This window comes from Pseudoduganella sp. jia 9 (genome assembly GCF_055502615.1).
The window spans coordinates 24,387-45,375 of the sequence record NZ_JBUPWE010000032.1 but is presented as its reverse complement, the minus strand read 5'-3'; the positions used below and the strand labels follow the sequence as shown (position 1 = coordinate 45,375).

General features: G+C 62.9%; 20 protein-coding genes and 1 riboswitch. Of the genes, 6 read left to right on the top strand and 14 right to left on the bottom strand.

Features of this window, described 5'->3' with window-relative positions:
• Positions 1–3: 3 nt before the first annotated feature.
• The 10 genes from ACY34H_RS29345 to ACY34H_RS29300 form a co-directional block, all read right to left on the bottom strand.
• Positions 4–1,215: an ISL3 family transposase gene (locus ACY34H_RS29345; RefSeq protein ID WP_464975433.1), complete on the bottom strand. Its 1,212-nt coding sequence runs from the start codon at positions 1,213–1,215 to the stop codon at positions 4–6.
• Positions 1,216–1,426: 211 nt separating this feature from the next.
• Positions 1,427–1,630, bottom strand: a complete 204-nt coding sequence (locus tag ACY34H_RS29340; RefSeq protein ID WP_464980944.1) for a hypothetical protein — start codon at positions 1,628–1,630, stop codon at positions 1,427–1,429.
• 17 nt (positions 1,631–1,647) lie between these two features.
• Positions 1,648–2,985, bottom strand: a complete 1,338-nt coding sequence (hslU, locus tag ACY34H_RS29335; protein ID WP_464980943.1) for an ATP-dependent protease ATPase subunit HslU — start codon at positions 2,983–2,985, stop codon at positions 1,648–1,650.
• Positions 2,986–3,012: 27 nt separating this feature from the next.
• Positions 3,013–3,549, bottom strand: coding sequence for an ATP-dependent protease subunit HslV (gene hslV / locus ACY34H_RS29330; protein ID WP_464980942.1), 537 nt, complete (start codon positions 3,547–3,549; stop codon positions 3,013–3,015).
• 74 nt (positions 3,550–3,623) lie between these two features.
• On the bottom strand, positions 3,624–4,931 hold the full coding sequence (locus ACY34H_RS29325; protein ID WP_464980941.1) for an STAS domain-containing protein: 1,308 nt from the start codon (positions 4,929–4,931) through the stop codon (positions 3,624–3,626).
• Positions 4,932–5,024: 93 nt separating this feature from the next.
• Positions 5,025–5,465 carry an RNA polymerase-binding protein DksA gene (dksA, locus tag ACY34H_RS29320; protein ID WP_464980940.1) on the bottom strand — a complete coding sequence of 147 codons (441 nt, stop codon included), beginning with the start codon at positions 5,463–5,465 and terminating at the stop codon, positions 5,025–5,027.
• Positions 5,466–5,560: 95 nt separating this feature from the next.
• The gene (locus tag ACY34H_RS29315; protein WP_464980939.1) at positions 5,561–6,604 is read right to left on the bottom strand and encodes a CobW family GTP-binding protein; all 1,044 of its coding nucleotides are present in this window, start codon (positions 6,602–6,604) and stop codon (positions 5,561–5,563) included.
• Positions 6,605–6,693: 89 nt separating this feature from the next.
• Complete coding sequence (xerC, locus tag ACY34H_RS29310) at positions 6,694–7,662, bottom strand: tyrosine recombinase XerC (RefSeq protein WP_464980938.1); 969 nt, start codon at positions 7,660–7,662, stop codon at positions 6,694–6,696.
• Between the two features lie 2 nt (positions 7,663–7,664).
• Positions 7,665–8,336, bottom strand: coding sequence for a DUF484 family protein (locus ACY34H_RS29305; protein ID WP_464980937.1), 672 nt, complete (start codon positions 8,334–8,336; stop codon positions 7,665–7,667).
• A 110-nt stretch (positions 8,337–8,446) separates the two neighbouring features.
• Positions 8,447–9,502, bottom strand: a complete 1,056-nt coding sequence (locus ACY34H_RS29300; RefSeq protein ID WP_464980936.1) for a porin — start codon at positions 9,500–9,502, stop codon at positions 8,447–8,449.
• A gap of 500 nt (positions 9,503–10,002) precedes the next feature.
• Between ACY34H_RS29300 and ACY34H_RS29295 the strand changes: the two genes are divergently transcribed.
• Positions 10,003–11,391, top strand: coding sequence for a hypothetical protein (locus ACY34H_RS29295; RefSeq protein ID WP_464980935.1), 1,389 nt, complete (start codon positions 10,003–10,005; stop codon positions 11,389–11,391).
• A 34-nt stretch (positions 11,392–11,425) separates the two neighbouring features.
• Here ACY34H_RS29295 and dapF read toward each other — a convergent pair whose 3' ends face one another.
• The 3 genes from dapF to ACY34H_RS29280 are packed head-to-tail and all read right to left on the bottom strand — an operon-like array spanning position 11,426 to position 14,033.
• A complete protein-coding gene (gene dapF / locus ACY34H_RS29290; RefSeq protein ID WP_464980934.1) occupies positions 11,426–12,289 on the bottom strand; it encodes a diaminopimelate epimerase in 864 nt (287 codons plus the stop codon).
• Positions 12,286–13,182: an LpxL/LpxP family acyltransferase gene (locus ACY34H_RS29285; protein WP_464980933.1), complete on the bottom strand. Its 897-nt coding sequence runs from the start codon at positions 13,180–13,182 to the stop codon at positions 12,286–12,288. Before ACY34H_RS29285 ends, dapF begins: the two co-directional genes overlap by 4 nt.
• Positions 13,179–14,033, bottom strand: coding sequence for a lysophospholipid acyltransferase family protein (locus tag ACY34H_RS29280; protein WP_464980932.1), 855 nt, complete (start codon positions 14,031–14,033; stop codon positions 13,179–13,181). The genes ACY34H_RS29285 and ACY34H_RS29280 overlap by 4 nt, the downstream gene beginning before the upstream one ends.
• A 182-nt stretch (positions 14,034–14,215) precedes the next feature.
• Between ACY34H_RS29280 and metK the strand changes: the two genes are divergently transcribed.
• The 4 genes from metK to metF all read left to right on the top strand — a co-directional run bounded on the left by metK (position 14,216) and on the right by metF (position 18,297).
• A complete protein-coding gene (metK, locus tag ACY34H_RS29275; protein ID WP_464980931.1) occupies positions 14,216–15,385 on the top strand; it encodes a methionine adenosyltransferase in 1,170 nt (389 codons plus the stop codon).
• 140 nt (positions 15,386–15,525) lie between these two features.
• Positions 15,526–15,599: riboswitch (S-adenosyl-L-homocysteine riboswitch) on the top strand.
• A gap of 26 nt (positions 15,600–15,625) precedes the next feature.
• On the top strand, positions 15,626–17,041 hold the full coding sequence (ahcY, locus tag ACY34H_RS29270) for an adenosylhomocysteinase (RefSeq protein WP_464980930.1): 1,416 nt from the start codon (positions 15,626–15,628) through the stop codon (positions 17,039–17,041).
• 82 nt (positions 17,042–17,123) lie between these two features.
• The gene (locus ACY34H_RS29265) at positions 17,124–17,474 is read left to right on the top strand and encodes a phage holin family protein (protein ID WP_464980929.1); all 351 of its coding nucleotides are present in this window, start codon (positions 17,124–17,126) and stop codon (positions 17,472–17,474) included.
• Positions 17,467–18,297, top strand: a complete 831-nt coding sequence (gene metF, locus ACY34H_RS29260; RefSeq protein ID WP_464980928.1) for a methylenetetrahydrofolate reductase [NAD(P)H] — start codon at positions 17,467–17,469, stop codon at positions 18,295–18,297. The genes ACY34H_RS29265 and metF overlap by 8 nt, the downstream gene beginning before the upstream one ends.
• Positions 18,298–18,320: 23 nt before the next feature.
• Here metF and ACY34H_RS29255 read toward each other — a convergent pair whose 3' ends face one another.
• A complete protein-coding gene (locus ACY34H_RS29255) occupies positions 18,321–18,842 on the bottom strand; it encodes a 5-formyltetrahydrofolate cyclo-ligase (protein WP_464980927.1) in 522 nt (173 codons plus the stop codon).
• Between the two features lie 106 nt (positions 18,843–18,948).
• Between ACY34H_RS29255 and ACY34H_RS29250 the strand changes: the two genes are divergently transcribed.
• Positions 18,949–20,952, top strand: coding sequence for a lytic transglycosylase domain-containing protein (locus tag ACY34H_RS29250; RefSeq protein ID WP_464980926.1), 2,004 nt, complete (start codon positions 18,949–18,951; stop codon positions 20,950–20,952).
• Positions 20,953–20,989 lie beyond the last annotated feature (37 nt).

Here is a 20,989-nt window from a genome sequence, read left to right as displayed (position 1 = left end):
GGTTCATCGCACTTTGCCGGGGAACGCATTCTTGATTTTCAAGAAGAAGTAGGATGCGTCCCGGAATCCGTAAGCCATGCGTTTGATCACTTTGATGCGATTGTTGACGCCTTCCAGGATGGATGAGTTCATCGGATAGATGGCCGAAGCCAAGATACCGCGCCGGTATTTGGCCAAGCGTTTAGCGAACTGGATCAGCGGTGCGATCTGGCTTTCCAGGGCGAGCTTGAGCCAGGTTTTCCATCGACGAGCACCTTCCCAGGCCGATGGCGCATACCAGATCTCTTTCAGTTCGGTCTTGAGCAGGTAGACCGTTGCCAAGGGCTGGTTGGCGGCGAGCAGTTCGTCAAGTTTGATCGCCTGGTCGGTTTTGAGATTGTCGCGATTACGCAGCAAAAGCCATCGGCTGCGCTTGATGACCTGACGGGCTTTTGGCTCTGCACGTAGTGCATTGGCTTGATCGACCCGTACCCGGTCAACGACTTCGCGGCCAAAACGGGCCACGACATGAAATAGGTCGTAGACCACCTCGGCATTGGGGCATTGCTGGCGCACTTCGAGATCCATAGCCGTGTTCATGTCCATCGCCACGGCTTCAATCCGCTGGCAGCCTTCCGGTCCCAGCATCTCGAAAAATGGCCGGATCGCTTCCCGGCTATTGCCTTCTCCAACCCACAATACGCGCATCCGTTCAGCATCGAGCGCGACAGTGGCATAGCGGTGTCCCTTGTGCAGGGCGAATTCGTCCATCACCAGGCGCCGTACACCCTCTGCTGAGAAGTCAGCATGCAAGTGCTTCAAGCGCCGATGATCGATCTCTTTGACGGTATGCCAGTGTAGGCCGGTCAGCCGGGCCACATGTGCTATCGGAAGCAGTTGCGCCAGCGCCTCGACCCACAGGCGCACACGATGCGTAATGCGTGAACGCCGGTCAAGCCAGACAATGTGCTCGGCAACCCGTGCATTACAGTGATGGCAGTCCAGTCGCCGCACTGGCACATCAAGCCAGACGCGTTTGTCCAGAATATCGCGGTCGCGCACCTTGCGTCTTCGGCGCTCATGCACCAAGGCGCAAGGCTGGCGGCACGACCCACACAAAGCATCACTTGTCGGACAGGGTTCGAGAACGATCAGCAGGGAACCGTCTTTCTGTTCTTGGACGGAGTCGAGAATATGGCCTTCCCAAAACGGGAGAGACGACATAGCATTGAGCATGGCGGTGGTTTGAAAGATTGACTTGTTTGGCGACTATCAATCTACCAACTTCAGACCCCCGCCACCACTTCCTGCTCAGATCGTCAATCCCGTCTTCCCCCATTCCCCGCGAAGAACCATAAAAAATAGGGACGGACCCTGTTTTTAAGGAAATTTCCTGAAAAACAGGGTCCGTCCCCATTTGTTGGGGGCCGTCCCCATTTTCGAGCAACTATTCGTCCGGATCGGGCTTCAGCTTCGCTTTTGCAATGGCGCGCCTGGCGGCCTGGCGTTCGGCCGATTTGCTGCGCTCGTGCGGGCCGGCCGCGCGCGCTTTCGCCAGCGCGGCGAAGGGATTGCGCGGCTTGGAGAACGATTGCGACGGCTCGATGCGGATGCGCATCTTCTGCCGGGTTGCCAGGGCCTTGTTTGCCATGATGGACGGTGCTTGGGTTACAGGACGTATCGCGACAGGTCTTCGTTGACGGACAGCGCTTCCAGCCGCCGGTTTACATAGTCTGCATCGATGACGATGTGCTTGTCGCCCGCTTCGGTGGCCGAGTACGAGATTTCTTCCAGCAGCTTTTCCATCACCGTGTACAGCCGGCGCGCGCCGATGTTTTCGGTGCGCTCGTTGACCTGGAACGAAATCTCGGCCAGCCGCGTGATGCCATCCGGGGCGAATTCCAGTGTCACGCCTTCGGTGGCCAGCAGCGCCGCATACTGCAGCGTCAGGCAGGCATCGGTACTGGTCAGGATGCGCTCGAAATCGGCGATCGACAGCGATTCCAGTTCCACGCGGATCGGGAAGCGGCCCTGCAGTTCCGGAATCAGGTCCGACGGCTTGGCAAGGTGGAACGCGCCGGAGGCGATGAACAGGATGTGATCGGTTTTGATCATGCCGTACTTGGTGTTCACCGTGGTGCCTTCCACCAGCGGCAGCAGGTCGCGCTGCACACCGGCGCGCGACACGTCGGCGCCACCGGTTTCGGAGCGCGATGCGATCTTGTCGATCTCGTCCAGGAACACGATGCCGTTCTGCTCCACGTTGTGGATCGCCTTCTGCTTCATCTCGTCTTCATTGACGAGCTTGGCGGCCTCCTCGTCGACCAGCAGCTTCAGCGCTTCGCGGATCTTGATCTTGCGCGCCTTCTTGCGGTTGCCGCCCACGCCGGCGAACATCGACTTGATCTGCTCGGTCATTTCTTCCATGCCGGGCGGTGCCATGATTTCCATCTGCGGCGCCTGGTCGGCCAGTTCGATCTCGATTTCCTTGTCGTCCAGTTCGCCCTGGCGCAGGCGCTTGCGGAACGTGTGGCGCGTCGAGTCCTTTTCCGGCGCTTCCACCGCGGCGTTGTCGCGGAAGCCGAAGTCACGCGGCGGCGGCACCAGGATATCGAGCACGCGGTCTTCCGCCGCATCTTCGGCACGGGCACGAACCTTGGCCATTTCCGCCTGGCGCGTCTGCTTGATGCCGATGTCGATCAGGTCGCGGATGATGGTTTCCACATCGCGACCGACATAGCCCACCTCGGTGAACTTGGTGGCTTCCACCTTGATGAATGGCGCATCGGCCAGCTTGGCCAGCCGGCGCGCGATCTCGGTCTTGCCGACACCGGTAGGGCCGATCATCAGGATGTTCTTCGGCGTGATCTCATGGCGCAGCGGCTCTTCGACCTGCTGCCGGCGCCAGCGGTTGCGCAGCGCGATCGCCACGGCCTTCTTTGCCTTGCCCTGGCCGACGACATGCTTGTCCAGTTCGCCGACGATTTCCTGCGGGGTCATGTTCATATGTATTCCTGCTGTTATCCGTAATGGTTATTCCAGCGTTTCGATGATGTGCGACAAGTTCGTGTAAATGCACAGTTCGCCCGCGATCGTCAGCGATTTTTTCACGATCTCGGCCGGCGACAGTTCCGTGTTCTCGAACAGTGCCTTGGCCGCTGATTGCGCGTACACGCCGCCCGAGCCGATCGCGCCGATACCGTCTTCCGGCTCCAGCACGTCGCCGTTGCCGGTGATGATCAGCGTCGATTGCGCATCGGCAACGAGCAGCATGGCTTCCAGCCGGCGCAGCACGCGGTCGGTGCGCCAGTCCTTCGCCATCTCGACCGAGGCGCGCAGCAGGTTGCCCTGGTGTTTCTCCAGTTTTGCTTCGAAGCGGTCGAGCAGCGTGAAGGCATCGGCGGTGCCGCCGGCAAAGCCGCACAGGACCTTGCCCTGATACAGCTTGCGGACCTTGCGGGCCGAGCCCTTCATGACGATATTGCCCAGCGTTACCTGGCCGTCGCCGCCCAGGGCGACCTGGTTGCCGCGCCGGACGGAGAGGATGGTGGTGCCGTGAAATTGTTCCATAATTGCCTCAAGTGATGACGCCAGCCGCGAAAATGGGGTTGGATCAAAAAATTGCAAGGCGGATAAAAAACCGGTCAGTAGTGGTGCGGCATCAGCCTTGCAACGGCGCCGTATCCCAGCAGCCGCGCCAGCGCGGCGACCATGTGGTTCAGCTCGCGAAACTCGATGCGCCGTTCCGTCTCCGTCAATTGCTGCAGCAGCGCCAGCAGGTGCCCGGCCGCGGCGTAGTCGATCCGTGCCAGCCGCGAACAGTCGAACACGAGCGAAGGAGAACGGTCGGCGTGGTCACGAATGGCGGTCCAGATTTCCATGGCGTTGCCCTCGATCGTGCGCGGCAGCAGGTAGCGGTTCGTGGCCGGCGCGGCGGCCTGCCGCGGCGTGCTTGCCACCTTGCCCGGCGGCGTGAACGGCGGTGGCGATACTTCAAAGGTCACGCAGTAATCCATGCTGGCTTCGTCGAATTCCTTCTCGCGGTTCAGCAGGCGCAGCAGTTCCAGCATCAGCAGCCACGGCGCCGTGCCGTCGTCGCGCCGGCCCACGTCGACGATGGCGCGTACCTGCAGCAAGAGTTCTTCCGCGCCGCCCAGTATCAAGTCGCGGCCGCGCTGCACGTCCCGCAGCGTGTCGTACAGCAGTGCGCAGCCCTCCGGTTCGACTGCGGTAACGCGCGAAAAATCCAGCCGCAGCACGGCAGCCCCTTCGGCCGCGGCGCGCAGGTGGGCAATCTGCGCGCTGGTGGCGGCATCGAGCACGCCGGCAAGTGTCGCGGTCGGGGTAACGCCGCTGCAGGGCGCGGCGTTGTCCGCCAACACCGGATTCCATGGGGGCGGCGACGTTTCAAAGGTGCTGGCGTAGTCGATCGACAGGCTGTCGAACGCTTCCCGCTGGCCCAGCACGCCGTACAGGTCGAACAGCATCCACCAGGCGGTACGGTCGCCCGCCGGAAGCGCGTGGACGGCATCGGCCAGCAGGCGGCGAGCTTCGTCCGTTTCGCCGTTGGCATACAGGATGGCCGCTTCCTCGACCGCGGGGGCGCTTTCGGCAGCGGCGGCTTCGAGCGGGATGTCGTCGTCGTCCAGCAATTCCGTGACCGCACCGTCGGGCGAAGGAGCGGAGCTGCCGGCAGGCGCGGCGCGCCGTGGCGGTCGGCGGAAAGCCGGTTCCTCGAACATGTCTGCCGCCATGGCGGCCTCGATTGCATCGATCTTCAGTACGGTGGCGCGGGCGATATCGCGCTGGCGGTCCAATTGCAGCTTCAACTGCAGGTTCGACTCTGATGCGTCGTCGCGGCGCTGCAGTTCGCTGTTGGCGGCCAGGCGGGCATAGGCCTCGTCCTCGTCGACGATCGGCTTGTCTTTGCGGAAGCGGGAAAAGAGTCCCATCGCGCTAGTGTAGCCCAGAGGCAAACATGAGCCCGGCACCGCAGAAAATAAAAAAGCATGCCGCGGCATGCTTTTTCATGGGAGGGTGACGGTTCAGTCGCCGTACAGTTTCTGTTTCAGTTCGCGGCGCTGCTGCGCTTCCAGCGACAGCGTGGCGGTCGGGCGGGCGATCAGGCGCGGAATGCCGATCGGTTCGCCGGTTTCTTCGCACCAGCCGTAGTCGCCGTTGTCGATCGCCACGATCGATTGCTGTACTTTCTTCAGCAGCTTGCGCTCGCGGTCGCGGGTGCGCAATTCCAGCGCATGCTCTTCCTCGATGGTGGCGCGGTCGGCCGGATCGGGCACCAGCACGGTTTCACGCAGGTGTTCGGTGGTTTCGCCGGCGTTTTTCAGCAGTTCTTTTTCCAGGGCCTGCAGCTTGGCCTTGAAGAACGCCTGTTGCGCCGGATTCATATAGTCCTTGTCGCTCATCGCGAGGATTTCTTCTTCGGTGAGGATAGGCGCTTCCGCGGGGGTCTTATTTGTTTTGGTCATGACTTCGCTTACCTTCGATACGACAGAGTTTTCAAATTCCAGCCGGGAGGCCGCATGGCCTGGACCGGACGCGGCCCCACAAAAACCGGGTTAGTTTATACCAGACATTGTTCCAAACCGCGAATAAAGATGTCTTTTGGTAGATTTTTGCCGATAAACACCATCTTGCTGCCGCGCACATCGTTTTCGCCCCATTTTGCCCCCAGATCGCTGCCCATCAACTGGTGCACGCCCTGGAATACGACCTTGCGCTCGGCGCCCTGCATCCACAATACGCCTTTGTAGCGCAACATGCGAGGGCCGTAGACGTTCACGAGCCCGCCCAGGAATTCGTCCAGTTTGGCTGAATCGAACGGCCGGTCGCTCTTGAATGCAAAGGCGGAAATGTCGTCCGTATGGTGCGCGTGATGGTGGCTCGGGTGATCGCAATGCTCGCCATGCTCATGGTCGTGATCGTGATGATGTTCGTGAACGTGCTCTTCGGCCGCCAGGAAGTCGGGGTCGATTTCCAGCTTCTCGTTCAGGTTGAACCCTTTCAGGTCCAGCACCTCGGTAATGGGCGCATTGCCGAAATCCGAGCGGCCGATCGGCGCACGCGGATTGATGCGCTTCAGGCGCGCCGTCAGTTCCTCGATCGCGGCGGCGTCGGCCAGGTCGGTCTTGGACAGCAGGATCTTGTCCGCGAACCCCACCTGGCGCTGTGCTTCCTCGTTGGCGTCGAGCTGTTGCATCGCGTGGCGGGCGTCGACCACGGTCACGATGGCATCGAGCAGGTAGTGGCTGCCCACTTCCTCGTCGATGAAGAAGGTTTGCGCGACGGGGCCGGGATTGGCCAGGCCCGTCGTTTCGATGACGACGCGGTCGAACGCAATTTCGCCGGCGGCGCGTTTCTTCGCCAGGTCTGACAGGCCAATGATCAGGTCGCCCCGCACCGTGCAGCAGATGCAGCCATTGTTCATCTCGACGATCTGTTCGCGGCTTTCCTGCACCAGGATTTCATTGTCGATGTTTTCCTGGCCGAATTCGTTCTCGATCACGGCGATGCGCATGCCATGCTGCTCGCGCAGGATACGGTTCAACAGCGTGGTTTTTCCGGCGCCGAGAAAGCCGGTCAGGATGGTGGTCGGAATCAATGCCATGTCAGTTGAAAGAAAGGGTTGCCAAAATCAGAATCGGTCGATTATGCCGGAATTCCAATTATGCTGTCCAATCGCACAATTGACCTCGTTCAGCCGCTGCCTTTACCGGTTTTTGCGCGCGGATGGGTCTTGTCGTACACCTCGGCCAGGTGCTGGAAATCGAGTGCCGTATAGACCTGGGTGGAGGTGATGCTGGCATGCCCCAGCATTTCCTGTACGGCCCGCAAGTCGCCGGACGACTGCAGCACATGCGATGCAAACGAATGCCGCAGCATGTGCGGATGTACGTGTACCGGTGCGCCGCTGGCGATCGCGTGCCGCTTCAGCCGCATCTGCACGACACGGGGCGACATCCTGCTGCCTCGCTCGCTGACGAACAGCGCGGCGCTGCCATCGGCCGGGGCAGGGCGCACCTGCAGCCAGGCGTCGATCGCGGCCAGCGCGGCCTTGCCGACCGGTACGCGGCGCATCTTGTTGCCCTTGCCGGTGACGACGACTTCGGCATTGTCCCGCTCGAGCCAGCCCGCCGATGCGGTGGTGGTGCCGTCAGCCTTGTGGAAGTGCACATCGAGCCCGCACAGTTCCGATACCCGCAGGCCACTGGAATAGAGCAGTTCGAACATTGCGCTGTTGCACGATTCGGCCGGGGTCGGCGTGGCGGCCGGGCGTGCCGGCGCCGCCACCAATTGCACGGCATGATCGACCGACAGTGCTTTTGGCAGCAATTTCGGCCGCTTCGGCGCGCGTACCCCGTCGACCGGGTTTGCTGCCAGGCTGGTGTGTTCGGCCAGCCAGCCGAAAAAGCTGCGCCAGCCGGACAGCTTGCGCGCGATCGAGCGCGGTTGCTGGCCGCCGGCGTGCAGTTTCGCGGTATAGCGGCGGATGTCGGCGTGGGTGATGGCGGTCCAGTCCTGCCCGCCGGCCAGGTCGGCCAAGGCGGCCAGTTCGGCCAGGTCGCGGCCATACGCATCGACGGTACGCGCCGACAGCTTGCGCTGCGTGGCAAGGTGCCTCAGCCATTCCGCGCTCCAGCCGGCATTGCCGCGCGGATCGCTCATGCTCAGGCCAGCAGCGGTGCCAGCGCGACGCTGGCCGTTTCGCCGATGTGCACCAGGAAATCGGTGGCCATCAGCGACGTGAAACGTTCCGGATCGGGCGAGCCCATGATCAGCAGGCCGAAGGCCGCGCCAGTGGCGCCGGGCTGGCGCAATGCCACGATGACGGCGGATGTGATCGAGCCGGCGTCGTCGAGCCAGCGCACCGCTTCGAAATCGTTGTTGCTGCCGCAATAGGGCGTGCGCAGGCCGTTGGCGAACAGGCGGGCATCGTCGGACACGCCGGCGGCGAACCATTCGTCCGCATATTCCGGCGCCACACCGAACAGGCGCAGCGTGGCTGCCGGCACATTGAATTGCGCCTTCAGGCCTTCGGTGACGGCACGCGGCATGGCGGCGACGTCGCGCTCGCGCAGCAGGGACTGGTTCCAGCCGTGGAAACGGTTGGCGATGGCCTGGTTTTCCTGCGCGTTGCGGTTCAGTTCGGACAGCCGCAGTTCCAGTGTCTTGTAGCGCTCGCGCATCACTTCCATCTGGCGTTCCTGCAGCGACACGGCGCGGCCGGTCAGGGGGCTGGACAGACGTACATCGCCCAGAAGGCTCGCATGTTCTTCAAAGAAATGAGGATGGTCTGCCAGGTATTGCGCGACAGCCGAGGAATCCAGGAGTGCGGTCATTGTTGTCACTTTAAAAAAAGCAAGCAACATTCTACCTGACTGGCCGCCAAAAAAAGAACGCTCCGGCAAACTGCGCCCGGAGCGCTTCTCCCTCGCACAGTGATAACCGATCAGAAGTTGTGATGCACGCCCAGCGCGTAATGCTTGCGGGTGTCGTCGTTGGTGGCGGTGGCGACGAACGGGGCCTTTTTCACCGACAGGTCGACATACAGGTACGTACGCGGCGAGATGCTGTACTCGTACCCGACGGACGCCTGCTTGGTCTTGATCACGCCGTCCGGATTCTTCTGGCCATAGCCGACGATGAACTTGTTCACGCCGACCGTGTAGTTGGCGCCCACCACCCAGGCGCGGATATCGTCGTTGATCCACTGCGTGTGGCTCTGATCCTGGCGCTGGTAGGACGCCATCAGCTTCAGGTCGGGGATCGGCTTGTACGATGCCGCCACCGACCAGAGCTCCGTTTCGATGGCGTTGCGTTCAGCGCCCAGCATTGCCGCGAACGGGCCATTGGTGTACGTGGCACTGACCGAGTAGGGGTTGGCCGATGCCGTCGAGTTGGCCGCGTACTGCGGCGCCGCGGCAGTACCCTTGCCGATCACGGCCGGGCCATTGTTGGCTTCTTTCGTGGCCACCGACACGTTGACCTGGAAGCCGCTCCACACCGGCGTGTTGTAGAACACGGCATTCGAGAAACGGTTCAGCGAGTTGCCCGCAACGCTCAGCGGGTCGCTGGTGTAACCGGCCACGTGCATGTCGGTCTGGTAGCCGGCCACGTTCGGCAGGCCGGACCACGGTTCGAAGGCTACCGACGATTCCTGGTAGGCGGTCAGGCCGCGGCCGATGCGCACGGTACCGAACGCACCCTGCAGGCCCACGCGGCTCTGGCCCTGGAACAATGGGCGCACGTTGTTTTCGAGGGCGCCCGTATCGGGATCGTAGCGGATTTCCAGCTGGAACAAAGCTTTCAGGCCATTGCCGAGGTCTTCGACACCGCGGAAGCCGAGCTTGTTGTTATCGCGCCGGGTCACCAGCGTGGCATCGTTGGCGGTGTGCGTGGTGCGCTGAATGCCCGCGTCGATCGTCCCGTAGATGGTCACGGAAGACTGGGCGGCGGCGCCGCCGAAAGCGGCCGTGAGGGCCAGGGCAACCAAGGATTTCTTCATTTGTCGTTCCCTCTGTTCTGAATTGATGGGTTCAAGAAGCCAGCGGTGAATGCTTGTGAAACTGCACAGGTGCACAGTAAATCGTGTTGCCGTCCAGTTCGGCCGATTGGTCGATTGGCGGCACGAGTCTTGGTTGAAAGAGTAAAAAAACTTGATTCTTGTTGTATTTATAAAACGGTAGTTTTACGGTGTCATTTGTTAACCCACGTCATTCAATCCTTTCATTGGTAAGGTATTCACGAGAAGCGTAGCTGGATCATCGGTAGACCTCGTTTGCGGTAAATCAAGCGAGGTCTACCTTGTATAAGGCGTGCAACAGTTCAAGGTCTAAACTGTTCAGTTGCGCCGCTATTTCTACAACGAAAAAAAGCGCAGCAGGCGGATACCGGTTTTGCCGGCCGCCGGCACAAAGCAGCTTTCTGGAGACCGACATGGCCAATCGTGAAGAGCTGGCAGTGATCCGGGGTGCGCGGTCGGGAGACCCTGGATGCCAACTGAAATTGGGAAAGCTGTACCTTGCCGGCGGTGCCGGCCTGCCGTGCAGCCCGCCAACCGCGCTGCACTGGCTGTCGCGCGCGGCAGCCGCCGGAATCGACGAGGCATGGCTGCTGATCGGCCGCCACATTCCCTGGCAATATGCCAGCCACCACCGCACCGAGTTGCTGGACTGGTATGCCCGTGCCAGCGAAGCCGGCATCGTCCAGGCCGCGCTGACGCTGGGCCAGCTCGTGCTGCAGGAGCCGGTCGTCACCCAGACCGCTTTGTGCCAGTGCGCGCGCCGTGCGCTGGATGGGGCGGCGTGCGCCGGCTCCGTCGAGGCCGGCGAATTGCTGGCGAAGTTGCGCCTTGCCGTCACCGAGCCGGAGGCGCTGCCCGTGGTCGTGCCGGCCCGCGATGCCGTGGAAGCGCCCGGCGAAGCAACCCTTCCCCTTGCCGAAGCACTACCGCTGGCGCGCGCGCTGCTTGCGCAGGCGCCGGCCGATTGCGCAGCATGGGCAGGGTCCGCCGCGGATGCGCGCCTGCTGGCACGCTGCGCGGAAGCATTGGCCCATGACGGCGACTCCGGCGGCGAAGCGCAGCGCATGCGTGAGCTGGCTGCCACCGCGGGCGACCGCCACGCGCAACTGGCGCTGGGTTTGCAACTGGCGCGCATCGATGCGGATGGCATGCGGTTGCCGCATGGCTGCCCCGCCAGCTTCAAGCGGGCGGTACGCTGGCTCACGCGGGCCGGCGAGCAGGGTCTGGCCGAAGCCTGGTTCGCACTGTCGCGCATCTATGTGAAACCGGAATTCTCGCAGCGCTGCGTGGGCGAGGCGCAAGCCTGCCTGGAGCGGGCGGCGGCACTGGGGCATGGCGCTGCGCAGCTGGAATGCGGCTTGCAGGCATGGCGCATGCGGCGCAGCAGCGACCGCAACGATGTGAAGGCCGCATACTGGCTGCAGAAAGCGGCGGCGCAGCACTGCGTTCAGGCTGCCGAAGTGCTGGCGCGGATCGCCCCGGCGCCGGATAGAACCGGATGGGCGGTGCCGCTCCTGCCGTTGTTGACGCGTGAGCTGGCCAGCAGCCAGCCGCTGCTGGCGGCGCGGATCGAACTTGCCGCGCTGTTCGGGCTGACGCGCGCCGAAGCGCTATTGCTCGACGTGAAGGCAGCCGACCAGGGGCACTGCCTGGTCGTCGATATCCGGTCCAGTTATGGCCGTGGGCGCCGCCGGCTGGTGCTGGTGCAAACCGCGCGCCAGCGCCAGGCACTGGACCGCATTGCGCGGCAATTCGAGCGGTTCGACGACAGCCTGGAAGGAAATTACCGGCAGCGCTTGTACCGCTTCAAGACATGGCTGCAACTGGTTGAAGCAGGAGAGGAAGGCGGCCGCGCGCGGCTGGCCGCCTAGTGCCGCTGATACCCATGGGTGCCAGCGGGATCGGTCAGATGGTGATTTCGCCTTCGAACACCGTCACGGCGGGGCCGGTCAGGTACACCGGCTCGCCTTCGCCGGCCCAGGCGATCGACAGCTCGCCGCCGCGCGCATCCACGCGCACCGGCGAATCGAGCAAGCCGCGGCGAATGCCGGCCACGACTGCCGCGCAGGCACCTGTGCCGCAAGCCAGTGTTTCGCCGGCGCCACGTTCGAACACGCGCAGCCGGATGTGCTTGCGGCTCACCAGTTGCATGAACCCGGCGTTGACGCGCTTCGGAAAGTGGGCGTGATGCTCGATCAGCGGGCCGGTCAGCTCGACGGGCGCCGTATCCACCTCCGGCACCACCTGCACCGCATGCGGGTTTCCCATCGACAGCACCGAGACCAGCACGGTTTCCTTTTCACCGGCCAGTTCCAGCACCAGCGGCCACAGCGTATCGCCGCCTTCAGGACGGCCTTCCAGCCCTTCCGTATCGAAGGGCACGAGTGCCGCATCGAATACCGGCGCGCCCATGTCCACCGTCACGCTGCCGTCTTCTTCCAGGCGCGGAGCAATGATGCCGGACATCGTTTCGACAGCGATGCTGCGGCGCTCGGTCAAGCCTTTTTCAGCCACGAATTTTGCAAAGGCACGTGCGCCGTTGCCGCACTGTTCCACTTCGCCGCCGTCGTTGTTGAAGATGCGGTAGCGGAAATCGCAGCTGGGGTTCGTCGATTTCTCCACGACGAGCAACTGGTCGGCACCGACGCCGAAGCGGCGGTCCGCCAGCGCTTTCCACTGTGCGGTGGTGAAGTCGATCTGCTGGTTGATGGCATCGATCACGACGAAGTCGTTGCCGGCGCCATGCATCTTGGTGAATTTGAGTTTCATCGCTTGTTCGAGTAGAAGGACGGTTCGCCGTTCGGGCGGGTCTTGTAGCGCTTGTGGGTCCAGAAATATTCCGCCGGCGCTTCGCGCACGCGCTCCTCGATGAACGCATTCATGCGGCGCGTGGCGGCAACCATGTCGGTACCAGGATAATTGTCCCACACCGGATAGAACTTGACGCGCCAGCCTTGATAATTTGGCAGGAAAGTCGCGATCACCGGCATTACCTGCGCGCCCGTGGTGGCAGCGATGCGGGCAGTGGCCGTCAGCGTGGCCGCCGGCACGCCGAAGAACGGTACGAACTCGGCATCCTTCTCGCCGAAATCCATGTCCGGCAGCATGAAATAGGGCAACCGGTCGCGCAGCGCGCGCAGGATCGGCTTGATACCGTCCTGCCGCGTGAACAGCTTGACCGGCTTGAAGCGGGCGCGTCCGGCACGCAATACCGCGTCGAACGTGGCGTTCTTCTGCGTCACGTACATCGACGACGCGGAAGCTTCCATCGCGATCGCGGCACCGCCGACGTCCAGGCACACGAAGTGCGGACACAGCAGGATCGTCGGCTTTTCCGTCATCGCGGCCACCGGGATCTGGCCCGGCGGCATGCCCTCGCTTGTCTCGATGCGGATCAGCCGGCGCAATCGCCGTTCGGATGCCCACCACAGCACCGCCCGTTCGAACACGCTGCGCGAATAGGCCTGGAAATGGCGGCGCGCCAGGTCGCGGCGCTGGTCTTCCGATAATTCCGGCATCGCCAGGCGCAGGTTGACCAGCGCGATCTCGCGGCGCGGGCCCATGACGATGAACAGCAGGCTGCCCACCGCCGTGCCGAAGCGGCCCAGCACCGGCAGCGGCAGCCAGTGCAGCAGCCACATGAAACCAAGCAGGATCTTCATGCGGCCTCCGCGGTGTTCGGCGCCGCCACGCCGGGCGGTACCTTGTAGCGGTTGTAGCTCCAGTAATACTGGGCCGGGCAGCCAGCGATCAGCTGTTCCATTGCCGCATTGATCGCCCGCGCCTGTTGCGCGTTGTCGCCTTCCAGCGAGCCGGGGAAGGGCACGAAGTGGATCAGGAAACCGCGGCCGCGCGGCAGCCGCTCGGCATAGGTCAGCACCACCGGCGCATCGCCCCCTAACTTGGCCATCTTGGCCGGCAGCGTCATCGTGTACGCCGGCCGGCCGAAGAATTCGGCCCACACGCCTTCGCCTTCCTGCGGCACCTGGTCGGGCAGGATGCCGACTGGCTTGCCGGACTTCAGGAATTTCGCCAGCATGCGCACGCCGGACAGGTTGGCCGGCGCCAGCAGCATCTGGCCGCGGGCACGCGCCACCTCCACCAGCGGTTTCATCGCCGCCTGCTTCGGCGGGCGGTACATCACCATGATCGGACTGTCATGCGACACGCGCTGCGCGGTGATCTCGAAGCAGCCCAGGTGTGGCGTCAGGAACACAATGCCACGGCCGGCGCGCAGGCTTTCTTCCACGAGTTCATAGTTTTTCAGGAAGACGCGGCGTGCGATCCGCTCGTCGGATGCCAGCCAGACGAATGGCAATTCGGCCACTGCCTTGCCGCCCTCGGCGATGGCCGCGCGCAACTGCCCGCCATAGCCGGCACGCACCATGTTCTCGCGCATCCGGCGGCGGTACGATGGTGACAGAAGATACACGGCCCATCCCAGGAAACTGCCCAGCATGTGCAGGACCGGCAAGGGGAGTATTGAAAAGAAACGGAAAATTCGTAACAGCATGAACTCGAAAAAAAGAAGTGTGCCTGCGCAAAAAATTTTGAAGAAGCGTAAAATACCACGGCAGCAGTAACCGCCGAGTTAACAGACAACTTGCGAGGCGGAATAAAAATATCGCTAAAGCGTCGCAAGCCGTATGGGTTGTTGCGACAGTCTCATCAACATAACTTATACAGGAGCTTGCGATGTCTGCCATCGATTACCTCTTCACGTCCGAATCCGTTTCCGAAGGCCACCCCGACAAGGTTGCCGACCAGATTTCCGACGCCATCCTCGACGCCATCCTGGCCCAGGATCCGACCGCCCGCGTGGCCGCCGAAACGCTGTGCAATACCGGCCTCGTCGTGCTGGCCGGTGAAATCACCACCCACGCGAACGTGGATTATATTCAGGTCGCCCGGGAAACCATCAAGAGCATCGGCTACGACAATACCGACTACGGTATCGACTACAAGGGCTGCGCCGTGCTGGTCGCCTACGACAAGCAGTCGCCGGACATCGCCCAGGGCGTCGACGAAGGCGCCGGTATCGACTTGGACCAGGGCGCCGGCGACCAGGGCCTGATGTTCGGCTACGCCTGCGATGAAACGCCGGAACTGATGCCTGCCGCGATCTACTACGCGCACCGCCTGGTCGAGCGCCAGTCCCAGCTGCGCAAGGACGGCCGCCTGCCATGGCTGCGTCCGGATGCGAAGTCGCAGGTCACGCTGCGTTACGTAAACGGCCGGCCGGTGGCCGTCGATACTGTCGTGCTGTCCACCCAGCACGCGCCGGAAATGCAGCACAAGCAGATCGAGGAAGCGGTAATCGAGGAGATCATCCGCCCGGTGCTGCCGAAGGAATGGCTGCAGGACACGAAATACCTCGTCAACCCGACCGGCCGCTTCGTCATCGGCGGCCCGCAGGGCGACTGCGGCCTGACCGGCCGCAAGATCATCGTCGACACGTACGGCGGCGCGGCGCCCCATGGCGGTGGCGCATTCTCCGGCAAGGATCCGTCGAAGGTCGACCGCTCGGCCGCCTACGCTGCCCGCTACGTGGCCAAGAACGTCGTGGCCGCGGGCCTGGCGCGCCAGTGCCAGGTGCAGGTGTCGTACGCGATCGGCATCGCCCGGCCGATCAACATCACGGTCTACACCGAAGGCACCGGCGTGATCCCGGACGAAAAGATCGCCGAACTGGTGCATGAACACTTCGACCTGCGTCCGAAAGGCATCGTGCAGATGCTCGACCTGCTGCGCCCGATCTACCGCAAGACCGCCGCCTATGGCCACTTCGGCCGCGAAGAGCCGGAATTCAGCTGGGAGCGCACCGACAAGGCCGCCGCCCTGCGCGCCGCCGCCGGCCTCTCGTAAAAGTTGCTCGAAAAATGGGGACGTACCCCATTTGTTGAGCAATATTGCCAGAAGAAAGGGGTGCGCCGGCTCGCCGGACCGCCCCTCTTCAGGCAACAAAAACCGGATCGCGTATCCGGTTTTTTGTTATAGAATGCCTGTTCTCCGAGGAGCGTTGCGACGGATCAATCGAATCCGCCAGGCTCGGACACTTCTGCAACCGCGCTCACGTCAACTTTTTTCAACATGAAAGGAGGCGTGATGAACGCCGTACTCAAAGATTCCCAGGATTACATCATTGCCGACATCGGCCTGGCCGCGTGGGGCGAGAAAGAAATCAAGATCGCCGAAACGGAAATGCCCGGCCTGATGGCGATCCAGGATGAATTCGCCGCTGCGCAGCCGCTGAAGGGCGCCCGCATCACCGGCTCGCTGCACATGACGATCCAGACCGCCGTACTGATCCGCACGCTGGAAGCACTGGGCGCGCAGGTGCGCTGGGCGTCGTGCAATATCTACTCGACGCAAGACCACGCGGCCGCCGCGATCGCCGCAGCCGGCACGCCGGTGTTCGCCGTCAAGGGCGAAACGCTGGACGAATACTGGGAATACACCCACCGCATCTTCGAATGGCCGGGCGAAGGCGTGTACTCGAACATGATCCTGGACGATGGCGGCGATGCCACGCTGCTGCTGCACCTGGGCGCGCGCGCCGAAAAGGATGCTTCCGTGCTGGACAATCCGGGCTCGGAAGAAGAAATCTGCCTGTTCAACTCGATCAAGGCCCACCTGGCGAAAGACGCCACGTGGTACTCCAAGCGCCTGCCGCACATCATGGGCGTGACGGAAGAAACCACCACCGGCGTGCACCGCCTGTACCAGATGCACAAGGAAGGCAAGCTGGCCTTCCCGGCAATCAATGTGAATGATTCCGTCACCAAGTCGAAATTCGACAACCTGTATGGTTGCCGCGAATCCCTGGTGGACGGTATCAAGCGCGCTACCGACGTGATGATCGCCGGCAAAATCGCCGTCATCGCCGGCTATGGTGACGTGGGCAAGGGTTCGGCCCAGGCCATGCGTGCGCTGTCGGCCCAGGTGTGGGTCACCGAGATCGACCCGATCTGCGCACTGCAGGCCGCGATGGAAGGCTACCGCGTGGTGACGATGGACTACGCCGCCGAACATGGCGACATCTTCGTCACCTGCACCGGCAATTACCACATCCTCACCGAACAGCACATGCTGAAGATGAAGGACCAGGCGATCGTCTGCAACATCGGCCACTTCGACAACGAAATCGACGTTGCCGCGCTGAAGAAGTATCAGTGGGAAAACATCAAGCCGCAGGTCGATCACGTGATCTTCCCTGATGGCAAGCGCATCATCCTGCTGGCCGAAGGTCGGCTGGTGAACCTGGGTTGCGGCACCGGCCACCCGTCGTACGTGATGAGCTCGTCGTTCGCGAACCAGACCATCGCGCAGATCGAACTGTTCCTGCACAAGGACAAGTACCCGGTCGGCGTCTACACGCTGCCGAAGCACCTGGACGAAAAGGTCGCCCGCCTGCAGCTGAAGAAGCTGAACGCGCAGCTGACCGAGTTGACGGCAGAGCAGGCCGCCTACATCAACGTCAAGGTCGAAGGCCCGTATAAACCGGAACACTACCGCTATTGATGGGTACGAAGGCCGGCGCAACGCCGGCCTTTTTTTGCAACACATTTCCCTTGTTATTTTTTCCGCTTGAGGCTTTCATCCAATGCGTCTGGTCCTGACCTGGTTCATCAATGCCGCGGCGCTGTTCGCAGTGCCTTACCTGATGCATTCCGTCGACGTCACGAGCGTCGGCGCAGCCCTGATCGCGGCGCTCATCCTCGGGCTGGTGAACACGCTGATCCGACCACTGCTGCTGCTGCTTACCTTACCCGTGACCGTGCTGTCGCTGGGCCTGTTCATCTTCATCGTCAACGGTTTTACATTCTGGCTGGTGGCGCAATTCGTGGACGGCTTTACAGTGACGAGTTTCTGGGCGGCGGTCGGCGGCGCACTGCTGTACAGCGTGATCTCCTGGGCCCTCTCTTCCCTGTTGTTGAAAGACGCCGATGGCTGACCATAATTTTAGTATCGAATTTTTCCCGCCGAAGACGGTGGAAGGTGCGGAAAAGCTGCGCGCCACGCGTGCCAAGCTGTCCGAACTGCATCCCAAGTATTTTTCCGTCACGTTCGGCGCCGGCGGCAGCACCCAGCGCGGTACGCTGGAAACCGTGCTCGACATCATGTCCGCCGGCGAGGACGCCGCACCGCACCTGTCGTGCGTCGGCGGCACGCGTGAATCGATCCGCGCCATCCTGAACGAATACAAGTCGCACGGCATCAAGCGCGTGGTCGCGCTGCGCGGCGACCTGCCCAGCGGCTACGGCGGGGCGGGAGAATTCCGCTATGCCAACGAACTGGTGGAATTCATCCGCGCCGAAACGGGCGACTGGTTCCACATCGAAGTCGCCGCCTATCCGGAAGTCCATCCGCAGGCAAAATCGCCGCAGTCCGACCTCGACGCCTTCGTGCGCAAGGTGAACGCGGGCGCCGATGCCGCGATCACGCAGTATTTCTACAATGCCGACGCGTATTTCCAGTTCGTCGATGCGGCGCAGAAGGCCGGCGTTACCGTGCCGATCGTGGCCGGCATCATGCCGATCCTGAACACCACGCAGCTGATGCGGTTTTCCGACATGTGCGGCGCCGAGATTCCCCGCTGGGTGCGCCTGAAACTGGCCAGTTTCGGCGACGATACGGCCTCGATCAAGGCCTTCGGCCTGGACGTGGTGACGGCACTGTGCGAGCGCCTGCTCGCCGGCGGCGCCCCCGGCCTGCACTTCTACAGCATGAACCAGGCAGCCGCGACCACGGCGCTGTGGCAGCGGCTGGTCAAATAAAAAATGGGGTCCGTCCCCAATTTTTATGCTTTCTCGGTGATGATCCGGTCCAGCGCGATGTCGTGGCCATCGCTGCCGAACTCGGCGGCCAGGCACGCGTAGGCGATGCCCACCGTCGCCGGGCGCGGCGCCTTCTCCAGCGTGCGGTCGTAGAAGCCGCCGCCATAGCCAAGCCGGTAGCCTGCGGCATTGAAACCCAGGCATGGCACCAGCAGTGCCGGCGGAGTCGGTTCGATCCGCAACTCGGCCGGTACCGCGATCCCCATCGCATCCTTCACCAGCGCTTCGCCGATCTGCCAGGACGCAAACTCCAGCGGTGCATCGCGCTTCAGCACGACCGGCAACAGCAGCCGCACGCCGAGGCGCGCCAGCTCGGCGTAGGCGGCATGCAGGTCGGGCTCGTCGCGCAGCGGCCAGTAGACGCCGAGTGCATCTACTCTTGCCTCATGCCACCATTGCACGATATGCCGGCAAATGTCCGCATCCCACTGCGCGCGGGTTTCCGACGGCAAGTTGCGCCGTTCAGCCAGCAATTGCTTGCGCAACGCAGCCTTTTCCGCCGCAGCGGTCTGTGCGCTCGCGGGTGGTAGCCCTTCAGGCAGGCGTGTTATTCTAGGGTCGCTGGTCATATCACTTTTTGAGAGTCGTATCTTGATTTCCCCGTCGAAATGGATAGCCGGCGCACTGCTCGCGATTTCCTGCGCCATCCCGCCCCTCGCGGTTCCGCAAGACCTGGGCGACAGCCGCAAGGAGGACGATGCGTTCCTGCTGCTGCGCGACTCGGTGCGCCGCAACGATGCGACAAAGGCCGAGTTCTATGCGGCACGGCTCGCCGACTATGCCATTCCATCCTACGTCGACTATTATCGGCTGAAATCCCATTTCACTGCCGCCACCTCGACCGAGATCCTGGCCTTCCTGCAGCGCTACCAGGGCACGGCGATTGCCGACCGCCTGCGCAATGACTGGCTGCTGGAACTGGGCCGCAAGCGCGAGTGGGCGATGTTCGACCAGCAGTTCCCACTGTTCGTGCTGAAGGACGATACCCAGGTCAAGTGCTACGCCTTGCTGTCGCGCCTGTCGAAAGGCGAGAACGTGGCCGCCGACGCCCGTGCGCAACTGATCTACCCGCCGTATTACGGCGATGGCTGCAGCGCGCTGATCGCGTCGCTGGCACAAACCGGCCAGTTCACCCAGGAAGACCTGTGGGCGCAGGTGCGCCTGGCCGGCGAAACGAAAGCCACCGCCCAGGCGCGCCGCGCGATCATGCTGCTGAACGGGTCGGACAAGAAAATCGCCCAGGCCATCGACGTGCCCGCCGTGGTGTTGGCAAAAGGTGTCGGCAGCACGAAGGCCGACCGCGAGGTCTTCCTCGTCGCGCTGGGCCGCGCCGCCCGCACCAGCGTCAAGCTGTCCGTGCTGGCGCTGAGGAAGGCATTGCCGAAGCTGACCCCGCAGGAGCAGGCGATCGGCTGGGCCAATATCGCGCTGCCGGCGTCGTACGTGGTCGATCCGGAAACTTCCGACTACTGGCGCAGTGCCGCCGGGGCACCGCTGTCGATCGACCAGCACCAGTGGCGCACCCGCTACGCACTGCGCGACGGTAACTGGCAGCTGGTGCGCGACTACCTCGCGGCGATGCCGCCGCAGTTGCGGCAGGATCCCACCTGGGTGTACTGGCAGGCCCGCACTTCCGTCGCGCTGGCCGGCGGCCACATGACGCCCGAGGCGCAGTTCCTGTACCAGAGCATCGCCGACCGCGAGGATTACTATGGCTTGCTGGCCGCCGAGGAGCTGGGCCGCACGGTCAGCATTCCCGCGCCGGGAGCGCCGGTAACGGCGCAAGAGATCGCCGCGATCGCCGCCAACCCGGGCATCCGCCGCGCGCTGAAGTTCTTCGACATGCGGCTGCGCTTCGAAGGCATGCGCGAATGGAACTGGGAAGTGCGGCACCTGTCCGACCGCGAGTTGATCGCCGTGGCCGAGTATGCGCGCCAGCACCATATCCTCGACCGGATGGTGTACACGTCCGAGCGCACCCGCGCGCTGGCCGACTACACCCACCGCTACCCGGCGCCGCACGATGAAATCATGCGGCCCACCACCAACACGCTCGGCCTCGACCGTGCCTGGGTATACGGTCTGATCCGGCAGGAATCGCGCTTCGTGATGAATGCGCAGTCGAGTGCGGGCGCATCGGGCCTGATGCAGGTGATGCCTTCCACGGGGCGCTGGGTGGCCAACAAGATCGGCCTGACGAATTTCGTGCAGGACATGCTGACGGACGTACGCACCAATATCCTGCTGGGTGCCAACTACATGAACATGGTGCTGGGCAGCATGGATGGCTCGCAGGTGCTGGCCACCGCCGCGTACAATGCCGGCCCGGGCCGGCTGCGCTCCTGGCGCTCGAAGCTGGACAAGCCGATGGATGCCACCATTTTCATCGAATCGATTCCCTACTCGGAAACGCGCGGCTATGTAAAGAACGTGATGACCAATGCGACCTACTACGCGGCCCTGTTCGAAGGCCGGCCGCAATCGATGAAGGCGCGGCTGGGCGTCGTCACGCCGAAGGGCTATGGCGAGAATGAGCTGCGCGAGCCCGATCCGCGCGGCCAGGACCCGCAAGAGAACAGCCTCTCGAGCCGCTGAGCCGGCGCGCTCCCTTACTTTCCCGCATTTTCCACCT